This is a genomic window from Nocardia sp. NPDC019323 (assembly GCF_044389845.1).
Classification (GTDB): domain Bacteria; phylum Actinomycetota; class Actinomycetes; order Mycobacteriales; family Mycobacteriaceae; genus Nocardia; species Nocardia implantans.
This window is the reverse complement of sequence record NZ_JBIRYN010000002.1, coordinates 883,405-907,171: the sequence shown is the minus strand read 5'-3', so window position 1 is coordinate 907,171 and position 23,767 is coordinate 883,405. Positions and strand designations below refer to the sequence as shown.

At 69.3% G+C, this 23,767-nt stretch carries 20 protein-coding genes; 7 read left to right on the top strand and 13 right to left on the bottom strand.

Going from position 1 to position 23,767, the window contains the following annotated elements; all coding sequences use genetic code 11:
* Nucleotides 1-248 precede the first annotated feature (248 nt).
* Nucleotides 249-545, top strand: coding sequence for a hypothetical protein (locus tag ACH49X_RS11545; RefSeq protein ID WP_195080779.1), 297 nt, complete (start codon nucleotides 249-251; stop codon nucleotides 543-545).
* The gene (locus ACH49X_RS11540) at nucleotides 542-3,253 is read left to right on the top strand and encodes a tetratricopeptide repeat protein (RefSeq protein ID WP_357296673.1); all 2,712 of its coding nucleotides are present in this window, start codon (nucleotides 542-544) and stop codon (nucleotides 3,251-3,253) included. Before ACH49X_RS11545 ends, ACH49X_RS11540 begins: the two co-directional genes overlap by 4 nt.
* A gap of 13 nt (nucleotides 3,254-3,266) precedes the next feature.
* On the opposite strand, the gene ACH49X_RS11535 is transcribed toward ACH49X_RS11540, so the two are convergent.
* Nucleotides 3,267-3,782 (bottom strand): recombinase family protein, encoded by a 516-nt coding sequence (locus tag ACH49X_RS11535; protein ID WP_357207290.1) that lies wholly within the window; start codon nucleotides 3,780-3,782, stop codon nucleotides 3,267-3,269.
* Between the two features lie 310 nt (nucleotides 3,783-4,092).
* Nucleotides 4,093-5,229: a GTP-binding protein gene (locus ACH49X_RS11530; RefSeq protein WP_195080782.1), complete on the bottom strand. Its 1,137-nt coding sequence runs from the start codon at nucleotides 5,227-5,229 to the stop codon at nucleotides 4,093-4,095.
* Between the two features lie 90 nt (nucleotides 5,230-5,319).
* Here ACH49X_RS11530 and thiD point away from each other — a divergent pair, with 90 nt between their 5' ends.
* Nucleotides 5,320-6,165 carry a bifunctional hydroxymethylpyrimidine kinase/phosphomethylpyrimidine kinase gene (gene thiD / locus ACH49X_RS11525; protein WP_195080783.1) on the top strand — a complete coding sequence of 282 codons (846 nt, stop codon included), beginning with the start codon at nucleotides 5,320-5,322 and terminating at the stop codon, nucleotides 6,163-6,165.
* A 157-nt stretch (nucleotides 6,166-6,322) separates the two neighbouring features.
* Here thiD and ACH49X_RS11520 read toward each other — a convergent pair whose 3' ends face one another.
* Nucleotides 6,323-7,042 (bottom strand): TetR/AcrR family transcriptional regulator, encoded by a 720-nt coding sequence (locus ACH49X_RS11520; RefSeq protein ID WP_195080784.1) that lies wholly within the window; start codon nucleotides 7,040-7,042, stop codon nucleotides 6,323-6,325.
* 127 nt (nucleotides 7,043-7,169) lie between these two features.
* Between ACH49X_RS11520 and ACH49X_RS11515 the strand changes: the two genes are divergently transcribed.
* The 3 genes from ACH49X_RS11515 (at nucleotide 7,170) to ACH49X_RS11505 (ending at nucleotide 11,174) form a co-directional block, all read left to right on the top strand.
* Nucleotides 7,170-8,420 (top strand): glycosyltransferase, encoded by a 1,251-nt coding sequence (locus ACH49X_RS11515; protein ID WP_195080785.1) that lies wholly within the window; start codon nucleotides 7,170-7,172, stop codon nucleotides 8,418-8,420.
* On the top strand, nucleotides 8,417-10,543 hold the full coding sequence (locus ACH49X_RS11510; RefSeq protein WP_357109158.1) for a glycosyltransferase family 39 protein: 2,127 nt from the start codon (nucleotides 8,417-8,419) through the stop codon (nucleotides 10,541-10,543). Before ACH49X_RS11515 ends, ACH49X_RS11510 begins: the two co-directional genes overlap by 4 nt.
* Nucleotides 10,544-10,808: 265 nt before the next feature.
* The gene (locus ACH49X_RS11505; protein ID WP_357109155.1) at nucleotides 10,809-11,174 is read left to right on the top strand and encodes a hypothetical protein; all 366 of its coding nucleotides are present in this window, start codon (nucleotides 10,809-10,811) and stop codon (nucleotides 11,172-11,174) included.
* A gap of 73 nt (nucleotides 11,175-11,247) precedes the next feature.
* Here ACH49X_RS11505 and ACH49X_RS11500 read toward each other — a convergent pair whose 3' ends face one another.
* From ACH49X_RS11500 to ACH49X_RS11470, 7 genes are all read right to left on the bottom strand, one after another.
* Nucleotides 11,248-11,862 carry a TetR/AcrR family transcriptional regulator gene (locus ACH49X_RS11500; RefSeq protein ID WP_039802584.1) on the bottom strand — a complete coding sequence of 205 codons (615 nt, stop codon included), beginning with the start codon at nucleotides 11,860-11,862 and terminating at the stop codon, nucleotides 11,248-11,250.
* A gap of 5 nt (nucleotides 11,863-11,867) precedes the next feature.
* Nucleotides 11,868-12,644, bottom strand: a complete 777-nt coding sequence (locus ACH49X_RS11495; RefSeq protein WP_357109152.1) for an enoyl-CoA hydratase family protein — start codon at nucleotides 12,642-12,644, stop codon at nucleotides 11,868-11,870.
* Nucleotides 12,645-12,654: 10 nt separating this feature from the next.
* Nucleotides 12,655-13,815, bottom strand: coding sequence for an acyl-CoA dehydrogenase family protein (locus ACH49X_RS11490; protein WP_195080789.1), 1,161 nt, complete (start codon nucleotides 13,813-13,815; stop codon nucleotides 12,655-12,657).
* On the bottom strand, nucleotides 13,815-15,809 hold the full coding sequence (locus tag ACH49X_RS11485) for a biotin carboxylase N-terminal domain-containing protein (protein ID WP_357109148.1): 1,995 nt from the start codon (nucleotides 15,807-15,809) through the stop codon (nucleotides 13,815-13,817). The genes ACH49X_RS11490 and ACH49X_RS11485 overlap by 1 nt, the downstream gene beginning before the upstream one ends.
* A gap of 8 nt (nucleotides 15,810-15,817) precedes the next feature.
* The gene (locus ACH49X_RS11480; RefSeq protein WP_195080791.1) at nucleotides 15,818-17,416 is read right to left on the bottom strand and encodes an acyl-CoA carboxylase subunit beta; all 1,599 of its coding nucleotides are present in this window, start codon (nucleotides 17,414-17,416) and stop codon (nucleotides 15,818-15,820) included.
* Complete coding sequence (locus ACH49X_RS11475) at nucleotides 17,413-18,564, bottom strand: acyl-CoA dehydrogenase family protein (RefSeq protein ID WP_357109142.1); 1,152 nt, start codon at nucleotides 18,562-18,564, stop codon at nucleotides 17,413-17,415. Before ACH49X_RS11475 ends, ACH49X_RS11480 begins: the two co-directional genes overlap by 4 nt.
* A 70-nt stretch (nucleotides 18,565-18,634) precedes the next feature.
* Nucleotides 18,635-20,350 carry an acyclic terpene utilization AtuA family protein gene (locus ACH49X_RS11470; protein ID WP_195080793.1) on the bottom strand — a complete coding sequence of 572 codons (1,716 nt, stop codon included), beginning with the start codon at nucleotides 20,348-20,350 and terminating at the stop codon, nucleotides 18,635-18,637.
* Nucleotides 20,351-20,530: 180 nt separating this feature from the next.
* Between ACH49X_RS11470 and ACH49X_RS11465 the strand changes: the two genes are divergently transcribed.
* Complete coding sequence (locus tag ACH49X_RS11465; protein WP_195080794.1) at nucleotides 20,531-20,689, top strand: hypothetical protein; 159 nt, start codon at nucleotides 20,531-20,533, stop codon at nucleotides 20,687-20,689.
* An 18-nt stretch (nucleotides 20,690-20,707) separates the two neighbouring features.
* Here ACH49X_RS11465 and ACH49X_RS11460 read toward each other — a convergent pair whose 3' ends face one another.
* The 3 genes from ACH49X_RS11460 to ACH49X_RS11450 form a co-directional block, all read right to left on the bottom strand.
* Nucleotides 20,708-21,484 carry an adenylate/guanylate cyclase domain-containing protein gene (locus ACH49X_RS11460; protein WP_323124549.1) on the bottom strand — a complete coding sequence of 259 codons (777 nt, stop codon included), beginning with the start codon at nucleotides 21,482-21,484 and terminating at the stop codon, nucleotides 20,708-20,710.
* A 497-nt stretch (nucleotides 21,485-21,981) separates the two neighbouring features.
* The gene (locus tag ACH49X_RS11455) at nucleotides 21,982-22,743 is read right to left on the bottom strand and encodes an ABC transporter permease (protein WP_357109139.1); all 762 of its coding nucleotides are present in this window, start codon (nucleotides 22,741-22,743) and stop codon (nucleotides 21,982-21,984) included.
* Entirely contained in the window at nucleotides 22,743-23,759 is a 1,017-nt protein-coding gene (locus ACH49X_RS11450) for an ATP-binding cassette domain-containing protein (RefSeq protein WP_357207285.1), read from the bottom strand. The genes ACH49X_RS11455 and ACH49X_RS11450 overlap by 1 nt, the downstream gene beginning before the upstream one ends.
* Between the last annotated feature and the right edge of the window lie 8 nt (nucleotides 23,760-23,767).

The window sequence follows — 23,767 nt, the reverse complement described above, 5'->3', positions numbered from 1 at the left end:
ATCACCTGTGCAGGTGATGTGCCCGCCAGGATGCGAAGGAGGCTGTGGCGCTTCGGTTTGTAGTGGGTGCTGGTGGGGCGGCGGTGTGGATGTCGGCTGGTTTTTGGGGTGTGAGGCTGTGAGGATGGGGGCTGACTGAGATTTCGGGTTTCTTCGGGATAGAGGGGGTTGCCGTGGCTTCAGGGCAGGCGGTGAGGCGCGTGATGGTTCCCACGGCTGCTACAGCGGCGTTGTCGACAGGCTTGGCGGTGGCGGTGAACTACGCGACCGGCGGCGGTCATTCGGTGTGGATGTGGCTTGCGGTCGCGGTATTGACCGTGGGCGTGTTCGCAGCGTCGCTGTGGATGCAGCGCGCCCAGTCCTCTGCTGTGGTGGCGGAACCCGCCAGTGGTATCGAGCTGGGGAATGTGAGAGCCCGAGGGGGTTTGCGGGCCGAGGGGGTTCGCGCGCCGGGCACCGGTGTCAGAGTGAGCAAGGCGCGTTTCGGCGGCGACTTGGATTTCAAGGACATCGACGCTGGCCGCGGTGATGCCTCACACCCGTGAGCAAGGCCCGAGAAACCGCCGTGCCAGGGGTGGCTGCCTCCATGCAGGAGGTGTCTGCGGGCGGCGACATCCGAGTCACGAGCAATCACCACTATTACGGGGGCAGCGGACCGGTGGGGCGGGTGCAGTTTTCTCCGTTGGCGGGGGTGACTGTGGGGGTGTCGGGGCTGATTCCGCAGAAGCCGCAGCATTTCGTGGAGCGTGAACAGGTCGATGATGTGGAGGGGGGGTTGGCCGCGGACCGGAGCGCGGTGGTCGTCACCGGGATGCGAGGAGCGGGGAAGACTCACGTGGCCGCCGCTTATGCCCGCCGCGTGCTCGATCGCCGGGAAGGGTTGGTCGGTTGGGTCAACGCCGAAACTCCGGAAACCCTGTACACCGGGCTGGCCGCGATCGCCGACCGGCTCGGTGTCGCGGCCGCGGATGGCGACACGATCGAGTCGGCGCGTCTGCTGCGGGACTATCTCGGCTCCACGCAGGATCGGCATCTGCTGGTGTTCGACAACGCCGAACACGTCGACCTCGTGCGTGAACTGCTCCCGGTCCACGGCGGCACCCGGGTCGTGATCACCACCACCAACCAGGCCATGCTCGGGCTGGCCGCGGTCACCGTCGATGCTGGCACCGGGTACACCCCTGATCAGGCGTATCGCTACCTGCGCGAGGCCACCGGCATCACCGACGACCCGGACGGCGAGAAAGAACTCGCCGCCGAACTCGGTTACCTGCCATTGGCGTTGGCAGCCGCGGCCACCGCGATCGCACCGCCCTACGGGCCTCGCTTGTCCTACCGAACCTATCTGCAGCAGCTGCGGGCGCAGCCACTGCCGCAGGCTCTGCAACGTCGTGAAGGCCAGCAATACCCCTGGCGCGTGGACCAGGCCATCCTGCTCGCCATCCACGCTGCCGAAGCACCCACCGGCAACTCCGATCTGGACGAAGTGGTCGGCTGGGTGCTTGGGCTCTTCGCCGTCCTCGCTCCATCCGGGGTCGATCGGTCCCTGCTCGTGCACCCGGATCCCAAGCGCAACGAGTTCGTCGACGCGGCGATCACCCACTGCGTGCAGCGATCCCTGCTGAGCTGGTCGACCACCAGCGAAACGCTGCTCGCCCATCGGCTCACCGCCCGGGTGCTACTCGAACGAGCCCGCGACCACGGCACCACAGACAGTCTCCTCACACACGCACTGGAGCTGATCGAGCCGCGACTGTTCGACAACAGCGAGGCGTGGACACGACGGGTCGAAGGTGCGCATCTGGTCGACCAGATCGACGCCATCCATAGGGCGGACCTGGTCGACTTCACCACACCAGCGCCCCGCAGAGGGTGGCTGCGGCGACGTCGGCAGCCACTTTCTCTTGTCATCAGATTTCTGAATGTCCTTGTGTGGGCGACCAGACAGCTGGTCACCGCCGTGGACGTGCAGCGCGCCATCCCCCTCACTCAACACCTGCTCAACCATTTCGAGCGGCTCCTCGGCACCCACCACCCCCGCACCCTGACCGCCCGCAACAACCTCGCCCACGCCTACGACTCGGCAGGCCGGACGGACGAAGCGATCGCACTGCATGAGCAGACCCTCGCCGACCGCGAGCGGGTCCTCGGCCCCCACCACCCCGACACCCTGATCTCTCGCAACAACCTCGCCCACGCCTACGACTCGGCAGGCCGGACGGACGAAGCGATCGCACTGCATGAGCAGAATCTCACCGACAGTGAGCGGGTCCACGGACCCCACCACCCCCTCACTCTGCTCTCTCGCAACAACCTCGCCGGCGCCTATGACTCGGCAGGCCGGACGGACGAAGCGATCGCACTGCATGAGCAGAATCTCACCGACAGTGAGCGGGTCCTCGGCCCCCACCATCCCGACACCCTGACCGCCCGCAACAACCTCGCCCACGCCTACCAGCAGGCGGGCCGGGTCGCCGAAGCCATCCCGCTGCTCGAGCAGACCCTCGCCGACCGCGAACGGGTCCACGGACCCCACCACCCCCGAACCCTGAACTCACGCAACAACCTCGCCGGCGCCTACCAGTCGGCAGGCCGGACAAACGAAGCGATCAGCCTGTACGAGCAGACCCTCGCCGACCGCGAACGGGTCCACGGACCCCACCACCCCCGAACCCTGACCGCCCGCAACAACCTCGCCGGCGCCTACCAGTCGGCAGGCCGGACAAACGAAGCGATCACACTGCATGAGCAGACCCTCGCCGACCGCGAACGGGTCCACGGACCCCACCACTCCCACACCCTGACCGCCCGCAACAACCTCGCCGGCGCCTACGACTCGGCAGGCCGGACAAACGAAGCGATCACACTGCATGAGCAGACCCTCGCCGACAACGAGCGGATCCACGGACCCCACCACCCCAACACCCTGAACTCACGCAACAACCTCGCCCACGCCTATCACTCGGCAGGCCGGACAAACGAAGCGATCAGCCTGTACGAGCAGACCCTCGCCGACCGCGAACGGGTCCACGGACCCCACCACCCCAACACCCTGAACTCACGCAACAACCTCGCCAGCGTCTACCAGGCGGTGGGTCGGACGGACGAGGCGATCAGTCTGTACGAGCAGATCCTGGCCGACTGCGAGCGGATTTCGGGCCTAGATCACCCCCGCACGGTGGTTGCCCGCGATAACCTCGCTTCCCTGCGTGGTTCGGATGATGGAGTTCCAGCGGACAGCAGCGATCAGTGACATGCGACATGGGTCAGGCTGGTGCGGCGCCCGCCCGCAGGTAGCTGTAGACAGTTTCGCGACTGACCCCGAACTCCTTCGCCAGTACGGACCTGCGCTCCCCCGCCGCGGCCCGTGCGCGTAGCGCATGAGCTTGTTCGGTGGTGAGGGCAGGTTTGCGGCCGGTGTAGACGCCGCGGGCCTTCGCCGCGGCGATGCCCTCGCGCTGTCGTTCGAGGATGAGGGCGCGTTCGAACTCGGCGAAGGCACCCATCACGCTCAGCAGCAGGTTCGCCATCGGCGAGTCCTCCCCAGTGAAGGTCAGCGACTCCTTCACGAACTCCACCCGCACGCCCTTGCCGGTCAGGGTCCGCACCAACCGGCGAAGGTCATCCAGGTTGCGGGCGAGGCGGTCCATGGAGTGCACGATCACGGTGTCGCCGTCGCGCACGAACGCGATCAGCTCGTCCAGCTGCGGGCGTGCGGTGTCCTTCCCGGAGGCCTTGTCGACGAATGTGCGCTCGACCTCGATCCCGTCGAGCTGCCGCACGGTGTTCTGCTCGACCGTACCGCGGCGTCGGAGACGTAGTGCGCGGTCGCGACGGCGGCGGCTTGGTCGGCGGGCACGAACGGCACCCGGGACGGGTCGAAACCGGGTTCGTCTTCGGACCTCATGCTCGCGACGCCCCGGTAGTCGTCGTCCAGGAAGGTAATCGGGTTGGCGTCGGGGTAGTTGGCGAGCGCCGGACCCAGTGTGGCGACGGCGGATTCAAGCGCATCGACTGCCTGCGCCAGGCGCCCGGTATCTCGAACTGAGCACGTCATGCGGCGACACCGAGGCGCCTGGAGCGACACAGCCATCAGGCGTGCTCGTGCAGTTCACCCCAGGCCGGGAAGGGATCGGGATACTCGGCCCAAGCGCCCGGGCCCGCGGCGAACTCCGCGTCGGTGAGAAGTGCTTCGTCCAACAACGCGCGCACCTTCGCGCAATCGAGTTTCACCCCGATGAACACGATCTCCTGTCCCGGCGGCACTTCCAGCGACGACCACCAGGCGGCGGGTTCGAACACCAGGTTCGGTCCCGCTTGCGACCACACCGCGGCCAGTGTCGAGCGGCTCGCGATCCAGCAGAATCCCTTGCTGCGCAACAGCCCACGCAACCGCTCCAGCGCGTCGGCCAGACGCAGCGGATGGAACGGCCGGTCGGCGGTGTAGGTGAGGCTGCGGATGCCGTACTCCTCGGTCTCCGGCGTGTGCCCGCCCGCCAGTTCTTCGGCCCAGCCGTCGGCCTCCGCCGCGACCACCGGGTTGTAGCGGCCGGTGTCGAGCACCTCGCGCAGGTCGACCACGCCGTTGCTGGTGCGCAGCACGTGCGCGCGGGGATTGAGTCTGCGTACCGTGGCTTCCACCGCGCCCGCCGCCGCGGCGCCGACCAGGTCGGTCTTGTTGACCAGCACGACGTCGGCGAACTCGACCTGATCCACCAGCAGGTCGGCGATGGTGCGCGCGTCGCCGTCGCCCGCCTCCAGGTTCCGTTCGGCCAGCGCTTGGCCGCGCGCCACCTCCGCGAGGAAGGTCGAGGCGTCGACCACGGTCACCATGGTGTCCAGCCGGGCGATATCGCCGAGCCGGAATCCGTCCTCGAACTCCCAGTCGAAGGTCGCGGCCACCGGCATCGGCTCGGAGATGCCGGTGGACTCGATCACCAGCTGATCGAACCGTCCTTCCCGCGCGAGGCGGGCGACCGCCTCGATGAGGTCCTCGCGCAGGGTGCAGCAGATGCAGCCGTTGGTCAGTTCGACCAGCTTCTCCTCGGTGCGGTCGAGGTGGCCTTGGCCCGCGACCAGCGCGGCGTCGATGTTGACCTCGCTCATGTCGTTGACGATGACCGCCACCCGGCGGCCGTCCCGGTTGGCCAGGATGTGGTTGAGCAGCGTCGTCTTGCCCGCACCGAGGAAGCCGGACAGCACGGTGACGGGAAGCAGATCGGAGTCCATGAGATTAATGATAACGATTTTCATTTGCCGTCGACGGGTGGGGCCGGTTGCCCGTCGCGGGTGGACGAGGTCGCCCGTAGGGTTTGTGTCGTGAAATTGCTGCCATTGCCCGCCGAGGGGCAGACCCCCGTCCGGGCGCTCACCATTGCCGGTACCGATTCCGGCGGAGGCGCCGGGATCCAAGCCGATACCCGCACCATGGCCATGTGCGGCGTGCACGCACTGGTCGCGGTGGCGGCGGTGACCGTGCAGAACACGGTGGGAGTCAGCGGATTTCACGAGATTCCGCCGCAGGTGGTCGCCGATCAGGTGCGCTCGGTCGCGGGGGACATCGGCGTCGGCGCCGCGAAGACCGGCATGCTGGCCTCCACCGCGATCATCGAAGCGGTCGCGGCGGTGTGCCAGGAGGTCGGCATCGGCCGCGATGGCGAGATTCCGCTGGTCGTCGATCCGGTGGCGGCCTCGATGCACGGCGATCCGCTGCTGCACGCGGAAGCGCTCGACGCGCTGCGCGGCACCCTGATCCCGCTCGCGACCGTGGTGACGCCCAACCTGGACGAGGTCCGCCTGCTCACCGGCATCGACGTCAAGGACGACGATTCGGCGCGGCGCGCGGCCGAGGCGCTGCACAAGCTGGGACCGCGGTGGGCGATCGTCAAGGGCGGGCACCTGCGCTCCTCCGAGTACAGCACCGACCTGCTGTTCGACGGCGAGCAGTTCCTGGAGTTCACCGCACCGCGCATCACGACCGGCAACGACCACGGTGGCGGCGACACGCTGGCCGCCGCGATCGCCTGCGCGCTGGCCCACGGGTATCCGGTGCCCGAAGCGGTCGAGTTCGCCAAGGAATGGACCTACCGCTGCCTGGCCGCGTCCTACGATCTCGGCGCGGGCCACGGGCCGGTGTCCCCGCTGTGGCGGTTGCACCGGAGCTGAGCGTCGTTTCTTGTCGGTGGGCGCTGCGATACTGAGGACGTCGCCGACACGGATGGCTTCAACGGCGAGGCGATCGGAACAACGACGTTCGGCGTGGACGCGGCAAGACCTCGGCGCCCGGCCCGGGGGGCGCTCCGGTCACAACGTGGAAAAGGCGTCACAGCGTGGAAAAGGCGAGGTGCAGCGGACGATCGGCCGCGATGGCGATGCCGTGCAGCCGAGCGCTCGCCGCCACCAGCGCGAAGATGATCTCGCTCAGATAGGCGGCGAACTGCTCGACCGGCATGGCGGGCGGCTCCGGCCGGTTCACGCCCAGCCACCAATCGGTGGCCGAGGCCACCGCGCCGAAGATCGAATAGATCACCAGCTCGATGTTCTCGATCCGCACCGACTCGTCGTCCACCACGCCGGCGAACAACTCCGCGGCGCGCCGGGCGGACTGCCTGGCCGCTCGCAGCGCGCGGTCGGCGTCGCCTGACCGTTGTGTGAAGTGGCTGTGCAGCATGAACCGGAAGACGTTCGGCTGCCGCGACACCACGAGCACGTATTCCGACGCGGCCCGGCGCACCAGGTCACCGGCCGAGTCGCCGGTCAGGTCGAAGCTGGTCATGACCTGTTCCCAGAGCAGGTCGCGAACCCGGTCCAGGATCGCGTTGTAGAGGTCGGTCTTGTCCTCGAAGTGGCGATACAGCTTGGGCTTGGCCGCGCCGGCCTCCTTGGCGATGTCGCCCATGCTGACGGCGGGACCGAATTTGTCGAGCGCGCGCAACGCCGCGTCCACGAACTCCGCGCGCACCTTGTGGCGATGCTCGCGCCAGCGCTCGGTGCGCGCGTCCACACGTTTCGGCGGCTGGTCGTCTTCCGTCCGGCCGCGCATCACGAATCCGGATGCTACCTGCACCGAACGGCCCGGTTGACCGGGCGTCTGCCGGGCCTCACGGCTACCAGGAACCTCACAGCTGAGGCCCAGCCGTGTGGCAGTGTGGGCCTCGACTCTGGTTCGCATGACCGAGACCTTGACCGTCGCGGCGACGGAACGGACCGAGACCACGGGTGCGCCCGTGCTGGACGTGGTGATTCCCGTCTACAACGAAGAGACCGATCTCGGCGTGTGCGTCCGCAGACTGCACGCCTACCTGCGCGACGGGTTCCCCTTCCCGGCGCGCATCACGGTCGCCGACAACGCGAGCACCGACGCGACGCTGCAGGTCGCACAGCTGCTCGCGGAGGAACTGGACGACGTGCGCGTCGTGCACCTGTCCGCCAAGGGGCGCGGGCGGGCGTTGCGGGCGGTGTGGGAACGCTCGGACGCGCAGGTGGTCGCCTACATGGACGTCGACCTGTCCACCGATCTGAACGCCCTGCTCCCGCTGGTCGCGCCGCTGATCACCGGGCATTCCGACCTGGCGATCGGCACCAGGCTCGACGCCGCGTCGCGTGTGGTGCGCGGACCCAAGCGCGAAATCATCTCCCGCTGCTACAACCTGCTGCTGAAAGCCTCGCTGCGCGCGCACTTCTCCGACGCCCAGTGCGGCTTCAAGGCGATGCGCACCGAGGTGGCGCGCCGCCTGCTGCCGCTGGTGCACGACGGGGAATGGTTCTTCGACACCGAATTGCTGGTGCTCGCCGAGCGGGCGGGCCTGCGGATCCACGAGGTCCCGGTGGACTGGATCGACGATCCGGACAGCCGCGTGGACATCATCGACACCGCGCGCAAGGATCTGCTCGGCATCTGGCGGCTGGGCCGGGCGCTGGCGACCGGCGCGCTGCCACTGGACGAACTGCGCCGATCGGTGGGCCGGGAGCCGCTGGTGGCCGGGGTGCCGCTGGGCATGGTGGGACAGTTGGTGCGGTTCGCGATCGTCGGTGTGCTGAGCACGCTGGCTTATCTGCTGCTCTACATGGTGCTGCAACCGTTGACCGGCGCGCAGGTGGCGAACTTCGCCGCCCTGCTGATCACGGCGGTGGGTAACACAGCGGCCAACCGGGCCTTCACCTTCGGCGTGCGCGGCTCCAACGGCGCCGTGTCGCATCAGTTCCAGGGCCTGCTGATCTTCGGCATCGGGTTGGCGCTGACCAGCGGTTCGTTGTTCGCGCTGCATCGGTGGGCGCCGGACGCCTCGGTGCATCTGGAACTGTTCGTCCTGGTGGCGGCCAATCTGGTGGCGACGCTGCTGCGGTTCGTCGGGTTGCGCTGGGTGTTCCGCGACGGGGGAAGCGATCGGGAGGCTTCCGCGGTGGAGGTTCGTCGATGACGGCGACGCTGACCGCGCAACCGGTCGCGGCCGAACCGCGGCCACGGGCCACGAGGAATTGGGAGTACCCGGCGCTGGCGGCGCTGCTGTTCGGCACGGCGGTGGCCTACCTGTGCAACCTGAGCGCCAACGGATGGGCCAATTCGTTCTACTCGGCAGCGGTGCAAGCCGGTTCGGTCTCGTGGAAGGCGTTCTTCTTCGGGTCCTCCGACGCGGCGAACTCGATCACCGTGGACAAACCGCCCGCCTCGCTGTGGGTGATGGAGCTCTCTGTGCGGGCCTTCGGGCTCAACAGCTGGAGCATCCTGGTGCCGGAGGTGCTGCTCGGCGTGGCCAGTGTGGCACTGCTGTGGGCGACGGTGCGCAGGCCGTTCGGACCCGCGGCCGGATTGCTCGCCGGGTCGGCGCTGGCGGTGACGCCCGTCGCGGCGCTGATGTTCCGGTTCAACAATCCCGAAGCGCTGCTGGTGTTCTTGATGGTCGCGGCGGCTTGGGCGATGACGCGGGCGGTGGAGGACGGACGCTGGCGGTGGCTGGTGCTCACCGGCGCTCTGATCGGTTTTGGCTTCCTCACCAAGCAATTGCAGGTGCTGCTGGTGGTTCCTGCGCTCGCGCTGACCTACTTGCTCGCGGGGCCGCCGAAACCGGGCAAACGCATCCTGCAACTCTTCGCTGCCGCTGCCGCGATGGTGGTGGCCGCGGGCTGGTGGCTGCTGGCGGTGGAACTGTGGCCCGCCTCCTCCCGTCCGTGGATCGGCGGCTCGCACGAGAACTCGATCCTGGAACTCACCCTCGGCTACAACGGGCTCGGACGGCTCAACGGCAACGAGCGCGGCAGCGTCGGACCGGGCGGCGATCTTCCGCCCGGCGGCAACGGCATGTGGGGGGAAACCGGCATCACGCGGATGTTCGAGCCCGCGCAGGGCGGCCAGATCGCCTGGCTGATTCCCGCGGCGCTGGTCGCGCTGATCGTCGGAATCCTGCTGCGCGGCCGGGCCGCTCGCACCGATCGGCAACGCGCTTCGCTCGTGCTCTGGGGCGGCTGGCTGCTGGCGACCGGGCTGGTGTTCAGCTTCATGGCCGGCATCTTCCACCAGTACTACACCGTCGCCCTTGCTCCGGCCATCGCCGCGCTGGTCGGGGCGGGCGCGGTGCTGGCGTGGCGGGGACGGCATCAGCTGTGGGTGCGGCTGGCATCGGCGCTCGCGGTGGGTCTCACCACCGCGACCGCGTGGATGCTGTTGTCCCGCAGTCCGGAATGGCAGCCGTGGTTGCGCTGGGCGGTGCTGGTCGTCGGCGTGCTCGCGACGATCGCCGTGCTCTTGCCCGCGCCGCGCAAGCTGGCCGTGGTGTCGGCGCTGGCGGTCGCGTTCACCTTCCTGGCCGGGCCCGTGGCCTATGCCGTCGACACCATCGCGACGCCGCACGCCGGTTCGATTCCCTCCGCCGGACCGAACGTCGCGATGCGCGGCAGGCCCCCGTGGGGCGAGGGCATGCCGGGGATGGGCCGCCGCATGCAGGACGGAACGGGAACCACCGGCCGCGACGGCGGCGCGCAAGGTCCGGGCGGCACGCCGCCGGACGGCGGTTCGCCTGGAACGGCGCCGAACGGCCGAATCCCGCAGCCGGGCAGCGCGGCTCCCGGCGCCGGACCGCAAGGTAACGTGCCCGGCCAGGCACCGGACGGCGCGATGCCGCAGGCAACCGGAGGTATGCCCGGTGACGGCGGCCCCGGCCCCAATGGCGGCGGTGGTATGGGCGGTCTGCTCGGGGCGAGCGAACCGAGCGCGCGGATCGTGTCCCTGCTCGAGCAGAACGGCGGCGACTACACCTGGGTGGCCGCGGCCATCGGCTCGAACAGCGCCGCGGGGTTGCAGCTGGCCACCGAGCTTCCGGTGATGCCGATCGGCGGCTTCAACGGCAGTGACCCCTCGCCCACGCTGGAGCAGTTCAAGCAGTACGTGGCCGAGGGGAAGATCCACTACTTCGTCGGCGGCGGCCGTGGCGGACCGGGTTCATCGAGTTCCTCACCCAGCGCGCAGATCACGCAGTGGGTGGAGGAGAACTTCACCGCCATCCAGGTGGACGGCGTCACGCTGTACGACCTGACCGCCACCCACTGAAACCACGCGGTGCGGCCCCGCCGCCCTGCATTCCCTCGGGACCGCACCGCTTTCCAGTGTTCAGCGCGAATCCCCCTGCGTCCGCTGAACACCGCGTCCGCACCGGCGTCATACCTCGGCGCCGGTGCGGATCGCGTTCCCGCCCCTGGCATCCAGCTCTTGGCATCCCGCAAAACTCCAGCGATGATGTTCGGACGTATGACGGGCCCCGGCCGAGTACCGGGCCATCAGGTCACGTGTCCATCGCGAACATGCAGGGAAACAGTTGAACGCTTTCATGAAGCTGGCCGTGACGGTGGTCAGCGCACTGGTCGCAACCGCGCTCACCGTCGGATTCGCCGCCACCGCGTCGGCCGCGCCCGCCGACCGCGTCGAACCGGTCGCCGCGGCGACCAGCGAGCCCCCGCAGGTCACCTACATCAAAGCGTGCCTGCCGCCCGGCGACACGATCGAACTGCGCACGGGCATCGGCGCGGCGATCGGCGCCGCCATCGGCGCGCTGGTCGGCCTGCCCGTCTTCTTCATCGGCGCGATCCCCGGCGCGATCATCGTCGGCCTGATCGGCGCGGCCGTCGGAGCCTCTTCCTACGCCATCGATTCGGGCCGTCTCGAGCAGCGAGGATTGTGCTGATCGGTCGCGGTGCACAGGCGCGCCGAGAGCCGGAGGACAGGTAGCGCTTCCGGCGACCGGCGCGCACCCCCGCTCAGCGCGGTGCGTGCAAAGCCGCGTGGAGCGTGGCCGCCCATTGCTCGACTATCCGCTTGCGGCGGGCCGAGTCGTCGGTGAGGACGTCGGCCAACCCCAGGCCGCGTGCCATGTCCAGGGTCGCCTGGACCAGGTGGTGGGTGACCGGATCGGAGTCGTCCACACCGAGCGCCTCGATCGCGCGCCGGTGTGACGCACGGCCGAAGCGAGCTTCCAGCGGGACGATCCGTTCGCGCAGCACCGGGTCGGCGGCGGCGTGCGTCCACACCTGCAACGCGGCTTTGAACAGCGGGCTGGTGTAGGACTCCACCAGCCCCGCCACCACCGCCTCGGTGCGGGCGACGCCGTCGCCCAGCTCCGTCAGCGTCGACGCTTCCTGCACCGCCTGCCCGCTGCGCGTGTCGAACATGTACTCCAGCGCGGCGGTGATCAGATCCTCCCTGGTGGGAAAGTGATGCTGCGCCGCGCCGCGCGACACCCCGGCCCGTTCGGCGACCACCGCGACCGTCGCGGCCGCCCAGCCCATCTCGGCCAGGCAGTCGATGGTCGCCTCGAGCAGGCGCTGCCGGGTGGCTCGGCTGCGGTCCTGCTTGGGTTCGTGGGGTGTCGCCATGGTCGCTATTCTGCCCAGCTCGGCGGGCGGCGCTGCAAAAAGGCCAGCATGCCCTCGTGCACTTCGGGGGTGCCGAAGAAGCTCGCCGAACGCCGCGCGAGCTCCTCGGCGGAGGCGTCGAACTCGGCGAGGATGCCCGCGTTGACCAACCGTTTGGCCTCCGCCAGCCCCTGCGGTGAGCCCTTGCGCACCTCGCCGCACAGCCGCGCCACCTCGGCGGCCGGATCGTCGGCGGTCACCGTGACCAGGCCGATCTCCCGAGCCACGTGCGCGTCGAACTTCTCGCCGGTGAGGTAGTACCTGCTGGCCGCACGCGGATCGAGCCTGGGAAGCAGGGTGAGCGAGATCATGAACGGCGCCAGCCCGATGCGCACCTCGGTGAGCGCGAAACTGGAGCCCGGGCCGGCCACCACGATGTCACAGCCCGCCACGATGCCCATGCCGCCCGCCCGCACGTTGCCGTCGATCCGCGCGATCACCGGCTTGGGGATCTCCACCAGCCTGCGCAGCACGCCGATCATGACCCGGGTGCGGTCGTCGGCGGCCACGGCCGGATCGGCGTCGCTCGCCTCGCTCAGATCAGCGCCGGCGCAGAAGGTGTTGCCGGTGTGCGCGAGCACGATGACCCGCGCCTTTTCGTCGGCAGCGGCGTCGTCGAGTCCGCGCAGCAGCTCGGCGACCAGCTTGGACGACAGCGCGTTGCGGTTGTGCGGCGAGTCGAAGGTGAGCGTCGCGACGCCACCGCTCACCTCGTAGCGGACGAACGGAGCCGTCTCGGTCATGCGCGTCCTCTCAGTACGACTTCGGCAGACCCAGCGAGTACTGGGCGACGAAGTTCAGGACCATTTCCCGGCTCACCGGCGCGATCCGGCCGATGCGGGCGGCGGCGAGCATGGCGGCCAGCCCGACGTCCTTGGTCAGGCCGGAGCCGCCGTGGGTCTGGACGGCCTGATCCAGCGCCTTGATGCTGGCTTCCGCCGCGGCGTATTTCGCCATGTTGGCTGCCTCGGCGGCGCCCATCTCGTCGCCGGCGTCGTAGAGGGTGGCGGCCTTCTGCATCATCAGCTTCGCCAGCTCCACTTCCACCTTCACCTGCGCCAGCGGATGGGAAATGCCCTGATGCGCACCGATCGGCGTCTTCCACACCGTGCGCTCCCTGGCGTACTCCACGGCGCGTTCGATGGCGTAGCGACCCATGCCGACGGCCATGGCCGCGCCCATGATCCGCTCCGGGTTCAGGCCCGCGAACAGCTGCATCAGCGCCGCGTCCTCCTTGCCGACCAGCGCGGTGGACGGCAGCCGGACGTCGTCGAGGAACAGGTTGTACTGGTGGTCCGGCTCGATGATGTCCATCTCCTGCGCCGTCTTGGTGAAGCCTTCGGCGTCGGTCGGCACGATGAACAAGGCGGGCTTGAGCTTGCCGGTCTTGTGGTCGGAGGTGCGGGCCACGATCAGCACGGCCTCGGCCTGGTCGACGCCGGAGATGAAGATCTTGCGGCCGTTGAGGATCCAGTCGTCACCGTCGCGGCGCGCGGTGGTGGTGATCTGGTGGGAATTGGAGCCCGCGTCCGGCTCGGTGATGCCGAACACCATCTTGCCGGAGCCGTCGGCGAGCTTGGTCAGCCACTCCTGCTTCTGCTCCTCGGTGCCGTACTTGGCGATGATGGTGCCGCAGATGGCCGGGGACACCACCATCAGCAGCAGGCCCGCACCCTGCGCCGACAGCTCCTCCATCACCAGCGACAGCTCGTACATGCCCGCGCCGCCGCCACCGTATTCCTCCGGCAGGTTCACGCCGAGGAAGCCGAGTTTGCCCGCCTCCTGCCACAATTCGTCCAGCGGCTCGTTCTTGCGCGCCTTCGGCAGCACGTAGTCGCGGTAGTTGTACTTCGCGGCCAGCGCGGCGACGGCGGCCCGCAGCGCCTTCTGCTCGTCGGTTTCGATGAAGGACATCAGCTCTCCTGGTTTTCTACGGGTTCGACGACCGCGAGCACGGCGCCGACGTCGACCTGCTGGCCGACGGTGACGTTGACGGCGCTGAGCACGCCCGCGGCGGGCGCGGCGATGGTGTGCTCCATCTTCATCGCCTCCAGCCACAGGATCGGCTGACCCTGTTCGACGTGGCTGCCGACCTCGGCGGCGAGCCGGATCACGCTGCCCGGCATGGGGGCCAGCAGCGAGCCGGTCGCAACCTGGTCGGCCGGGTCGCTGAAGCGCGGCAGCCTGCGCAGGGCCACCGGCCCGAGCGGCGAGTCGACGTAGACCTGATCGCCGTAGCGGGCGACCTCGAACTGCCTGCGCACCGGCCCGCGTTCGCCAGGCACCGACAGCACGACGCGATCGGGAGCCGACTCGACGAGCTCGAGCCCGTCGTGACCGTCCACGGTGACGCCGCTACGGCCGAACCGGTAACCCACCTCGTGCCTCCCGGTGGCGCGGCTCTCGTAGGACTTGCGCTGCGATTGCGACGGCAGGTTCCGCCACCCGCTGGGCAGGCCGCCGCCCACCCGAGCGCCGCGCCGGTTCGCGGCGGCGTCGGCGAGCGCGGCGGCGATGACGGACAGTTCCTCGTCCGGCTCCGACACCAGCGGCGCGGCCAGCGCGTCCAGCCCGTGCGTGGCGAAGAACGCGGTGTCGGTGTCACCGGCCAGGAACGCCGGATGACGCAGCACGCGCACCAGCAGGTCCCGGTTGGTCACCAGGCCGTGGATCTTCGCGCGGTGCAGTGCCGAAGCCAACAATCGAGCTGCCTCGCCCCGCGTTTCGGCATAGGAGATGACCTTCGCCAGCATCGGGTCGTAATGCACGCCCACCACCGAGCCGTCCACCACACCGGTGTCCAGGCGCACGCCAGGCCGATCCAGCAAGTCGAACTCGGTGCGCACCGCCGGGATATCGATCCGGTGCACGGTTCCGCTCTGCGGCTGCCAGTCGTGCGCCGGGTCCTCGGCGTAGAGCCGCACCTCGATCGAATGTCCGTGCATCGCGGGCGGTTCGGCGGGCAGGGCGCCACCGGCGGCGACCTCCAGTTGCAGCCGGACCAGATCCAGGCCGGTGGTGCACTCGGTGACCGGATGCTCCACTTGCAGCCGGGTGTTCATCTCCAGGAAGAAGAACTCGCCCTGCTCGTCGGCGAGGAACTCGACGGTGCCCGCGCCGGTGTAACCGATGGCGCCCGCCGCGAGCCGCGCCGCCTCGAACAGCCGCGCGCGCATCCCCTCGGTGCGCTCCACCAGCGGCGACGGAGCTTCCTCTATCACCTTCTGGTGGCGGCGCTGGATGGAGCACTCGCGCTCGCCGACGGCCCAGATCGTGCCGTGCGTGTCGGCCATAACCTGCACTTCGATGTGCCTGCCGGTCTCCAGATAGCGCTCGCAGAAGACCGTCGGATCACCGAACGCGGACTCCGCCTCGCGCCGGGCGGCCTCGATCTGCGCGGTCAGGTCGGCCAGCTCGCGGACCACCCGCATGCCGCGCCCTCCGCCACCGGCGGACGCCTTGATCAGCACCGGCAGGTGCGCCTCGGTGACCTCGGCCGGGTCCAGTTCGGCGAGCACCGGCACGCCCGCGGCGTCCATCATCTTCTTCGCGGCGACCTTCGAGCCCATCTGCTCGATCGCCTCGACCGGCGGGCCGATCCAGACCAGTCCGGCGTCGAGCACGGCCTTGGCGAATTCGGCGTTCTCGGAGAGGAATCCGTATCCGGGATGGATCGCGTCGGCGCCCGCGGCGAGCGCCGCCTCGATGATCAGCTCACCGCGCAGGTAGGTCTCCCCCGGCGTGTTTCCGGGCAGTCGCACCGCGGCGTCCGCCTCGGTGACGTGCGGCGCGGCGGCATCAGCGTCGGAATACACCGCGACGCTGCCCAGACCCATCCGGCGGCAGGTGGCGAAGACCCGGCGGGCGATTTCGCCACGGTTGGCGACCAGAACGTTCGAGATAACCATCCGCGGCCTCACATTCGGAAGACGCCGAAGCCGTCGGCGCCTTTGATCGGGGCGTTGTGAATGGCCGAAAGGGACATTCCCAACACGGTGCGGGTGTCGCGCGGGTCGATGACGCCGTCGTCGTAGAGCCGCCCGGACATGAACATCGCCAGCGATTCGGCCTCGATCTGCGCCTCCACCATGGCGCGCATCCCGGCGTCGGCCTCCTCGTCGAACGGCAGGCCCTTCGCCTCGGCGGCGGCCCGGCCGACGATCGAGATGACGCCCGCCAGCTGCGCGCCGCCCATCACGGCGGATTTCGCACTGGGCCAGGCGAAGACGAAGCGGGGGTCGTAGGCCCGACCGCACATGCCGTAGTGGCCCGCACCGTAGGACGCGCCCATCAGCACCGAGATGTGCGGCACCTTGGAATTGGAGACCGCGTTGATCATCATCGCGCCGTGCTTGATGATGCCCTTCTGCTCGTACTCCTTGCCCACCATGTAGCCGGTGGTGTTGTGCAGGAACAGCAGCGGCGTGTTCGTCTTGTTGGCCAGCTGGATGAACTGGGTGGCCTTCTGCGACTCCTCGGAGAACAGCACACCGCGCGCGTTGGCCAGGATGCCGATCGGATATCCGTGCAGCTCCGCCCATCCGGTGACCAGGCTGCTGCCGTAGAGCGGCTTGAACTCGTCGAAGTCGGATCCGTCCACGATGCGCGCGATCACCTCGCGCGGGTCGAACGGGATCTTCAGATCCGACGGCACGATGCCAAGCAGATCCTCCGGATCGTAGAGCGGCTCGATCACCTCGGCACGCGGAGCGGGCCCCTGTTTGCGCCAGTTCAGCCGCTTGACGATGGAGCGGCCGATGCGGATCGCGTCCTGCTCGTCCACGGCGTAGTAGTCCGCGAGGCCGGAGACCCGCGCGTGCATGTCGGCGCCGCCGAGCGATTCGTCGTCGGACTCCTCACCGGTGGCCATCTTGACCAGCGGCGGTCCGCCCAGGAACACCTTGGAGCGCTCCTTGATCATCACCACGTGATCGGACATGCCGGGGATGTACGCGCCGCCCGCGGTGGAGTTGCCGAACACCAGCGCGATGGTCGGGATGCCCGCCGCCGACGCCTGCGTGAGGTCGCGGAACATCCGGCCGCCGGGGACGAAGACCTCCTTCTGCGTGGGCAGATCCGCGCCGCCGGATTCCACCAGCGAGATCACCGGCAGCCGGTTCTCCCGCACGATGTCGTTGATCCGCAACGTCTTGCGCAGCGTCCACGGGTTCGAGGTGCCGCCGCGCACGGTCGGGTCGGGCGCGACGATCATGCACTCGACGCCCTCCACGATGCCGATTCCCGCGATGGTGCTGCCGCCGACGTGGAATTCGCTGCCCCAGCCCGCCAGCGGGCACAACTCCAGGAACGGCGAGTCCTCGTCGACGAGCAGTTCGATGCGTTCGCGCGCGGTCAGCTTGCCGCGCTTGCGATGCCTGGCCAGCTTGTCCGGCCCGCCGCCCGCGATGGCCTTGGCGAACTCCGCCTCGACCTCGGCGAGCTTGGCCGTCATGGCGTCGGCCGCCGCCTCGTATTCGGGGGCCGCGGTGTCCAAGGTGCTGCGCAGGATGGTCATGACTGGTACCCCAATCGCTTCGCCGCCAGTCCGGTCAGGATTTCGGTCGTGCCGCCGCCGATGCCGAGGATGCGCATGTCACGGTACTGGCGCTCGATCTCGGATTCGCGCATGTAGCCGAGGCCGCCGAAGAGCTGGACGGCCTGGTTGGCGACCCACTCGCCCGCTTCCACCGCGGTGTTCTTCGCGAAGCACACCTCGGCGATCAGGTCGGTCTCGCCTTCGGCGCTGCGCTGCACCACGTCACGGGTGTAGACGCGCGCGACGTCGATGCGCCGCGCCATCTCGGTGACCGTGTTCTGCACCGCCTGCCTGCTGATCAGCGGGCGGCCGAAGGTCTCGCGGTTGCGCACCCACTCCAGGGTCAGGTCGAGGCAGCGCTGCGCGCTGGAGTACGCCTGCACCGCGAGGCCGACGCGCTCGCTGACGAACGCGCCCGCGATCTGGTAGAAGCCGGAGTTCTCCGGGCCGACCAGGTTCTCCACCGGCACCCGGACGTCGACGTAGGACAGCTCGGCGGTGTCGGAGGCCAGCCAGCCCATCTTGTCCAGCTTGCGGCTGACCGTGAAGCCGGGCGTGTTCTTGTCCACGATGAGCAGCGAGATGCCGCCGGAGCCTGGTCCGCCGGTGCGCACCGCGGTGACCACGAAGTCGGCGCGCACGCCGGAGGTGATGTAGGTCTTGGCTCCGTTGACGATGTAGTGGTCGCCGTCGCGGCGCGCGGTGGTGGTGAGGTGCCCGACGTCGGAGCCGCCGCCGGGCTCGGTGATCGCGAGCGAACCGATCTTCTCCCCCGCCAGCGTCGGCTTCACCCAGCGCTCGATCTGTTCGGCGTCGCCGGAGGCGATGATGTGCGGCACGGAGATGCCGCAGGTGAACAGGGAGGCGAACAGCCCGCCGGACGCGCCGGCCTGGTGCATCTCCTCGCAGACGATCATCGCGTCCACACCGTCGCCGCCGGAACCGCCCGCGGATTCCGGGAACTGCACGCCGAGCAGGCCGAGCGCGCCCGCCTTCTTGTGCAGCTCGCGCGGGATCTCCCCGGCGCGCTCCCAGCCGTCGAGGTACGGCAGGATCTCGCGTTCCACGAATCCACGCACCGTGGAACGCAATTCGCGTCGTTCCGGCGTTTCCCAGAGTTTCGTCATGCGGTGTCCTTTCTCGCATGACCGGGGGCCCTGCGTGGTGAATCGAGCTGCCGCCTCCGGGCCTGACCGGTCATGCGTAAAGCTCCACTGGAATGTCGAGGTGACGAGACCGCAGCCATTCGCCGAGTCCCTTGGCCTGCGGGTCGAAGCGGGCCTGATACGCCACGCCCTGACCGAGCAGGCCTTCGATGATGAAGTTCAGCGCCCGCAGGTTGGGCAGGACGTGCCGGGTGACGGTCAGCGAAGCGGCTTCCGGCAGGAGTTCTTTGACGCGCTCGACGGTGAGCGTGTGCACCAGCCAGCGCCATTGCTCGTCGGTGCGTACCCACACGCCGACATTCGCGTCGCCGCCTTTGTCGCCGCTGCGGGCCAGCGCGATGGTTCCCAGCGGCACGCGGCGGGTTTCCCCGGCCGGCAGCGGTTCCGGGGCGGGCGGCTCGGCGACGGCGGCGAGTTCGGCCGTCTCCGTCGCCGGGGCGATCTCGACGCGGGCGCCGTCCGGCAGCACCGCCGTGTGCGGCACTTCGGCGGCGTCGACGAAGCCCGGCGTGAACACGCCATAGGGAGAGCCGTTGCCGGGCAAGGTGGTGAAGCTGCATCCCGGGTAGCTGGCCAGCGCCAGTTCCACCGCGACGTTGGAGAACGCGCGCCCGACCTTGTTCGGGTCCGGGTCGCGGACGACGCAGCGCAGCAGCGCGCTGGCCTGCTCCTCGGTTTCGGCGTCCGGGCGGTCCAGGCGGGCCAGGGTCCAGGTCAGTTCGGCGGGGCGGGCCGGCAGCCAGGACTCCAGCTGCCGCTGGGCCAGTTCCGCTTTCGCTTCGATGTCCAGACCGGTGAGCACGAATTCCATCTCGTTGCGGAACCCGCCGAGGGTGTTCAGCGAGACCTTGAGCCGGGGCGGCGGGGCCTCACCGGTGACGCCGCTGATCCGCACCCGATCGGGGCCGTCCTGATCGAGCCGGATGGTGTCCAGGCGGGAGGTGACGTCGGGCCCGGCGTAGCGCGCACCCTGGATCTCGTACATGAGCTGGGCTTCGACCGTGTCCACCGTGACCGCGCCGCCGGTGCCCGCGTGCTTGGTGATGACGCTGCTGCCGTCGGCGCGGATCTCCGCGATCGGGAAGCCCGGCCTGCCCAGATCGGCGAGTTCGGTGAAGAAGGCGTAGTTGCCGCCGGTGGCCTGGGTGCCGCACTCGATGACGTGCCCGGCCACCACCGCGCCGGCCAGGCGGTCGTAATCCGTTCGGCCCCAGCCGAAGTGCGCGGCGGCCGGGCCGACGATCACCGACGCGTCGGTGACCCGGCCGGTGACCACGATGTCCGCGCCCGCGTTCAGGCATTCGACGATGCCCCACGCGCCGAGGTAGGCGTTGGCGGTCAGCGGCGCGCCGAAGCCGAGGTCGCCGGCCCGCGCCACCAGGTCGTCGCCCTCGACGTGCGCGATCTTCGCGTCCAGTCCGAGATCGGCGGCGACCTTGCGCAAACGCTGCGCCAGACCCGCCGGGTTCAGGCCGCCCGCGTTCGCCACGATGCGCACGTTGCGTTCGAGCGCGAGGCCGAGGCAGTCCTCGATCTGCTTGACGAAGGTCTTGGCGTAGCCGAGGTCCGGGTCCTTCATCCGGTCCCGGCCGAGGATCAGCATGGTGAGTTCGGCGAGGTAGTCGCCGGTGAGGACGTCGAGCTGTCCCCCTTCCAGCATCTCGCGCATGGCGCCGAGCCGATCGCCGTAGAAGCCGGAACAATTGCCGATCCGGAGCACGTCCGGGTCGGCGGCCAGCATACTCATCAGCGGGAATGCCTCCTGTGCGGCGAACCGGCAGGATGGGCCGCATGCCGCACCCGTGAAGTCCGCGTTCCGCGACCAGCATCACACCGGGGCAAGAAAAAAGCAAGCATGCGTGATTGTTAATTACCACTGCCCGCCCCGGCCGCCGGGTGATCGAGCGGGCTGGAGCAAGATGGCACCGTGTCCAGCGACGTCACCGTGATAGTTCTGTTCGCCCTGTCGGGCTTCCTGCTCGGCGGCGTCTACACCACCTGGAAGACGGCCCGGCCGCTGTCCATCGCGCTCGCCGTCTGCGCCGTCCTCGCGGCGGGCGGCGCGCTCGCCTGGTGGCTGGGGTAGGCCGAGCGAGGCAGCCGGTCAGCCCTTCGACAACCGGAAGATGCGCAGGTCATCGGGGACGCCGTTGAGCGGGGCGGCGAAGAAGCTGCGCCGGTACTGCTTGACCGCAAGGCCCAGTTCCGCCAGCGTCTCCGGCCGCAACGCCTGCAACGTGGACTCCGAAAGCATGGTGTTGCCGTTGCCGCCCGCTTCCATGACCCTGGCCGCGATGGTGACGTCCACCCCGAGCCAGTCGCCTCCGATCTCGCGCGGGGAACCGGTGTGCAAACCGATCCGCATCTGCGGGGTGTAGCCGCGCACCTGCACGTCGGCCAGATTGCGCTTGGCGCTCACGGCGGCGCGCACCGCCCGGTCCGCCGAGGGGAACACCGCCATCAAGCCGTCGCCCATGCGCTTGACCACGTGTCCGCCGCGCTCGGCGATCGGCGGCTCGATGGCCTTGGCGACCTTGCGCAGCAGTTCGAGGGTGGCCTCGTCACCGGCCGACAGCGACCAGCGCGAGAAGGCCACCAGATCGGTGAACATGACAGTTACTTCTTGGCTACCTCTGCCGCGTCCCATCCGCTCCAGGGCGGCCTGCCAGACCTGCAAGGCGCCGAAGCCGATCTCGCGCGCGGCGCTCGGGGAGTCGCCGACCAGTTTGTCCGCCGCGCGGGCGACCGCTCGCGCGCCGCCGGGCCCGGAAACCGACAGCGGGTCGCCGAAAGCGGGGTCCCCCGGCAGCTGCTGACGCGCCTTCCGCAGCACGCCGATCAGATCCGCCCGTTGATTCGCCGCGCTCACCAGCGCGGATATCTGACCGCGGCGAAATCCGGCGGAACGGCGGGGAGCATCTTCCGCATCGGACGGCTCCAACGGAATGACCACCTCGGGCGGTACGCCTCCATCGGCCTCCGGCCCCGGCCCCGGCTCGGCGCCGCCGGAAGGTGTTTCACTCACGCCCAGAGGGTATCTCAGCCGATCGGACGTCGGCAGGTCACCGATCAACACCATGCGCACCTCCGCTACGAACCTCAGCGAGCACGTCGTCGGGCCCGGCGTTGGATAACGAGCTGGTTGCTGCACCGACGCTACTCGGGTGAGAAGGGGTCTCGAAAGCGCCGAGCGGCATAGTTTCCTCGATGTTCACACGCATGATCGGCCCGGCGCGAGCAGTCGCACCGGGCCGATCATGGCACCGTCCGCCGGGCAGTGACGGGCGGTGGCGGGAGCGCCGGACCTCCCGACAAGGTCGGCGCCCCGTCAACCCGAGTGGCGAGGGAGGGCGACTCGGGTCGTCAGGGGGACTCGCCTCAAGCGTCCCGCTGGTTCACCACGACCAGGGCAGCGCCGAAGACGATCGCGACGAAGACGGTGAAATACAGCAGGCTGCCCCACGGCCCCCAATGCCAGTTGGCCGTGGACGGCGAGGCGCTCATGAAACGGTTCGCGTTCGCGAAAGGAAGGAACGGGGTGACGTTGCGCCCGAAGCTGCCGAACGCGCCGAGCAGCCCCTCGATGAGCAGCGGCCACAGCACGATCAGCGAGATCGCGGCGGCGGACTGCCGCACCAGCACGCCGACGCCGACCGCGAGCAGCACGCACAGGAACGCGTAGATCGGGATGGCGTAGACCTCGCGCCAGTCGGCCGCGCTGGACAGGGTGAGGGCCACGCCCGCGTCCGGGCCGCTGATCGCCTTGGCGACCACGTAGGCCAGCAGCGCCAAGGCAAGGGTCAGCACCGCGCCGTAGACGCTGACCAGCCCGGCCTTGGTCAGGATGACCTTGGTCCTGTCCGGCGTCGCCTGGAACGTCGTCCGGATGATGCCGAAGCGATATTCGCTGGTCACGGACAGGGTGGCCATGATCATCAGGACCATCACACCGAAGCCGCTGACCCCGACCACCGCGGTGGAGACCGTCAGGTCGATCGCGCCTTCGGTGCCGTAGGACGCGCGCGCCACCGAGGCGAGCAGCGCGGCCATGCCGAGCGCGAGGGCGATGACGATCGCCGAGCACCACCAAGGCGACCTGGTGGAGGTGAGCTTGATTCGTTCCGCTGCCAGCACGCCCATCAGAGCGCACCTCCCATCGCTGTGTAGGAGCCGCCGTCCGCGGGGCCCTTCGTGGTTACGCCGGCTGCCGCCTGCGGGCCCGTCGCTCCCGGCGAATCGAAACCTTCGCCGTGGTACTCCACCGCGCCGCCGGTCATCCGCATGAACGCCTCTTCCAGCGACGCGCGCTGCGGGGCCAGCTCGAACAGCGTGATGTTGTGCTCGCCGGCCAGCTTGCCCACCGCGTCGCTGGACACGCCCGCCACCATGAGCGCGGGGCCGTCGGCGCCCGCGCCGTCCTCGCGGACGGTCATGCCGTTGGAGGTGAGCACGCTGCGCAGCTGGTCGAGCTGCGGGCTGCGCACCCGCACCGACTGTTCGGAGGCGCGTTCGATGAACTCCTGGGTGGTGGAGTCGGAGATGAGCTTGCCGCGCCCGATCACCACCAGGTGCTCGGCGGTCTGCGCCATCTCCGACAGCAGGTGGCTGGAGACCAGCACCGTGCGCCCCTCGGCGGCCAGCCGCTGCATGAACCGGCGGATCCACAGGATGCCCTCCGGATCGAGGCCGTTCACCGGCTCGTCGAACAGCAGCACCTCCGGGTCGCCGAGCAGCGCGCCGGCCAGGCCGAGCCGCTGCGACATGCCGAGCGAGAAGCCGCCCGCGGACTTGCCGGCCACCTCGGACAGGCCGACCAGCCGCAGCACCTCCTCCACCCGGGACTTCGGGATGTCGTTGGATGCGGCCATCCACTCCAGGTGAGCCCGCGCCGAGCGGTTCGGATGCACCCACTTGGCGTCCAGCAGCGCCCCGACGGTGCGCAGCGGATGGTCCAGCTCCCGGTACGGCTTGCCCTTGATCAAGGCGGTGCCCGCGGTCGGCTTGTCCATCCCGAGGATCATGCGCATGGTGGTCGACTTGCCCGCGCCGTTCGGTCCGAGGAAGCCTGTCACCTGCCCCGGTCGAACGGTGAAGGTCAGATCCTGCACCGCTACGGTCTGCCCGTAGTGCTTGGTGAGGCCTTTCAGCTCGATCATGCCGCCCA